This window comes from Nocardia shimofusensis NBRC 100134, from assembly GCF_001613125.1.
Lineage (GTDB): Bacteria > Actinomycetota > Actinomycetes > Mycobacteriales > Mycobacteriaceae > Nocardia > Nocardia shimofusensis.
The window spans coordinates 1-2,937 of record NZ_BDBT01000063.1; the positions used below are offsets into that span (position 1 = coordinate 1).

The window sequence follows — 2,937 nt, forward strand, 5'->3', positions numbered from 1 at the left end:
CGGCACGGGACCGTAGCCGGGGTGGGGCGGGGCACCCGGCGCCTGCTGCGGGTACACCGGCGGTGCGGGCAGCGGGGGTGGGCCGACCGCGGTGAGGGCTTTGCGGGCGGCGGCGGCGAATTCGGCGCAGCTGCGGTAGCGGTGGTCGGGAAGTTTGGCCATGCCTGCGGCGACGACGAGGTCCATGGCCGGGTTCAGGCCGGGGCGGCGGTGGGTGACCGGCACGGGTGCCATGTTGAGGTGGCCGTGGATGATGTCGGCGGGGTTGTCGGCGTCGAACGGGCCGACGCCGGTGAGCAGCCAGTACAGCGTGCACGCCAGCGAGTACTGGTCGGAGCGGTTGCCCAACGGCGCGCCGGTCATCTGTTCCGGCGAGGCGTAGGCGAGGGTGGCGGTGAACATGCCGGTCTGGGTGAGGTGGGTGGTGTCCTCACGCAGGCGGGCGATCCCGAAGTCGCTGAGGAAGACCCGCTCGCCTTTGCCCTTGCTCGCCCGCGCCAGCAGGATGTTGGCCGGTTTCACGTCGCGATGCAGTACGCCGCGCGCGTGCGCGTAGTCCAGCGCGTCGGCCACGCCTTCGATGATCTGCACGGCGCGTTCGGGCGGCAACGTGAGCGCGTTCACCGAGGCGGCGTCGACGCCGTCGACGTACTGCATGGAGATCCACAGCTGACCGTCCTCCGAGCCGCGATCGTAGACCGCGATGATGCCGGGGTGATCGAGTTGGGCGACCAGGTCGGCTTCCCGCTCGAAGCGGGCCCGCACCTGCTGGTCGGTGAACAGATCGCGGTTGAGCAGCTTGAGCGCGGTCCGCTTACCCGTGCGGGGATGACGCGCGAGGTAGACCGAGCCCATGCCCCCTTGGCCGAGCAATCGTTCGACGGTGAAACCCGCGAACACCTCACCCTGTTCGAGCAAGGCGACCCCCTTCCTTCCAGGTCGTCAGCCTACCGCCGGGCGCAGGTCGTGGTTCCGTTAGATTTTCTCGCGCCGATGGGCAAAACTATCTCTTGCGCACCGTCGTCGCGTCACTGTCCCGGACGTGTGGTCACGAGGTGCGCACCGAGGCGGCGGCCGGCCGCATCGGGTTGGCTCGGGTGTTTTCGCCATCACCGCGGATAGCGCGCAGGTGGTGTGGAGGTTCGCGGTTCGTGAGGTCGGCTCGAAAGTTGTCCGTGTTCCGGTCGGCTGTTCACGGTGGGCTCGCCCTCACCCTGTTGACGGTGGCTTCCTGCGGCCTGCTGGCTCACCAGGTCGACGCGAACCCGGTGGCGGTGGTCGCCGCCGATCGCCCGGAGGATTCCCGGGGCGCTATCGCCGACGGGAACGAAGCGCTCGCCACCGATTTCACGCTCGCCGAGTCGATGCTGCCGGGCAGGCTCGGCCTGGCGATCATGCCGGTGGGCGGCAGCCGTGCCACCGTCATGGGTGATCTGACCACCGGTTCGGCTTGGTCGACGATCAAGGTGCCGATCGCGGTGGCGGCGTTGCGCAACGACCCCGACGGCTTGCTCGACTATGCCGAGGCCGCGATCACCTACTCCGACAACGACGCGGCGGGCACGCTGTGGAACTCACTGGGCTCCGGCGCGGTGCAGGCGGTGCAGCGGGTACTCGACGAGGCCGACGACACCATGCCGGGCGGACCGTGGCCGCACACGACGGTCGACGACTACGCCTTCGGCGCGACGGAATGGTCGCTCGCCGATCAGGTCCGCTTCGCCTCCCAGCTGCCGTGCCTGCCGGAGACCGCCACCGTCACCGACCTGATGTCGCAGATCACCGACGAACAGCGGTGGGGGCTGGGCTCTTTGGACGGCGCGATCTTCAAGGGCGGCTGGGGTCCGGACGACGAGACCGGTGTCTACCTGGTCCGCCAGTTCGGCCTGGTGCCCGTCCGCGACGGCTACGTCGCGGTGGCGATGGCCGCGCAGGCCGATTCCGGCGACTTCGACACGGCCACGCAGATGCTCGACACCCTGGCCGCGCTGCTGGGCGAGCATCTGCACGAGACCCGCAGCGGCGACTGCTCGGCCGCGGGCTCGGTGATCGCGGCGCTGCCGAGCATCGGCCGGTTGACCGCTCAGCCGGGGACGACCAGGCCCGATTCGTAGGCCAACACCACGGCCTGCGCGCGGTCGCGCAGGTGCAGCTTCGAGAAGACCTTGGACACATGGGTTTTGACCGTCTGCTCGGCGACGAACAGGGCCTCGGCGATCTCGCCGTTGGACATCCCGCGCGCGACCAGCTCGAGCACTTCCCGTTCGCGCGGAGTGAGCGCGCTCAGTTCCGGCATGGTCCGGCGGGTTCCCGCGCGCCTGCGCGTCACCTCCGCGATCAGCCTGCGGGTGACAGTCGGCGCGAGCAATGCCTGCCCCGCCGCCACCACCCGCACCGCACGCACCAATTCGTCGGCGGGCGCGTCCTTGAGCAGGAACCCGCTGGCGCCCAGGCTCAGCGCCTCGTAGACGTAGTCGTCGATGTCGAAGGTGGTCAGCATGAGCACCCGGGTCGGCGGATCGCCGCCCGCGGACAGGATGGCGCGGGCCGCGTCCAAGCCGTTCATCTCCGGCATGCGCACATCCATCAGCACCACGTCCGGACGCAGCCGCTTGGTCTCGGCGACCGCGACCTTGCCGTCGGGTGCGTCGCCGACCACGCTGATATCGGATTGGGCGGCCAGCAGCGCCCCGAACCCCTGTCGCACCATCGCCTGATCGTCGGCGATGAGAACCGTTATTGCCACCAGCCCACCCTAGGTCCCATCCACCGTCACCAGTGCCGACCGCGTGCGCTCGATCCGCCGGCGGTTCGCGGAGCCGGCGTCGCGCGAGTCCGCCGCCCCGTCGGCCGGGAGCGCGGCACCGAGGTCAGGGGCGTGCGGTGACGCCGCCGGCTCCCGAGACCGCGGCCGGCGCCGGATCGGGCCCGGGCGCC

At 70.4% G+C, this 2,937-nt stretch carries 3 protein-coding genes; 1 reads left to right on the forward strand and 2 read right to left on the reverse strand.

The annotated features are described in order from the left end of the window. A partial coding sequence (locus NS3_RS28035) for a serine/threonine-protein kinase (protein ID WP_157101594.1) occupies positions 1-918 on the reverse strand: 918 nt, incomplete at its 3' end. 305 nt (positions 919-1,223) lie between these two features. On the opposite strand from NS3_RS28035, the gene NS3_RS28040 reads away from it, so the two are divergent. Further along, the gene (locus NS3_RS28040) at positions 1,224-2,114 is read left to right on the forward strand and encodes a serine hydrolase (protein WP_174550530.1); all 891 of its coding nucleotides are present in this window, start codon (positions 1,224-1,226) and stop codon (positions 2,112-2,114) included. Here NS3_RS28040 and NS3_RS28045 read toward each other — a convergent pair. Then, entirely contained in the window at positions 2,084-2,746 is a 663-nt protein-coding gene (locus NS3_RS28045) for a response regulator (protein WP_067866053.1), read from the reverse strand. The two genes, NS3_RS28040 and NS3_RS28045, sit on opposite strands and share 31 nt — an antisense overlap. Positions 2,747-2,937 lie beyond the last annotated feature (191 nt).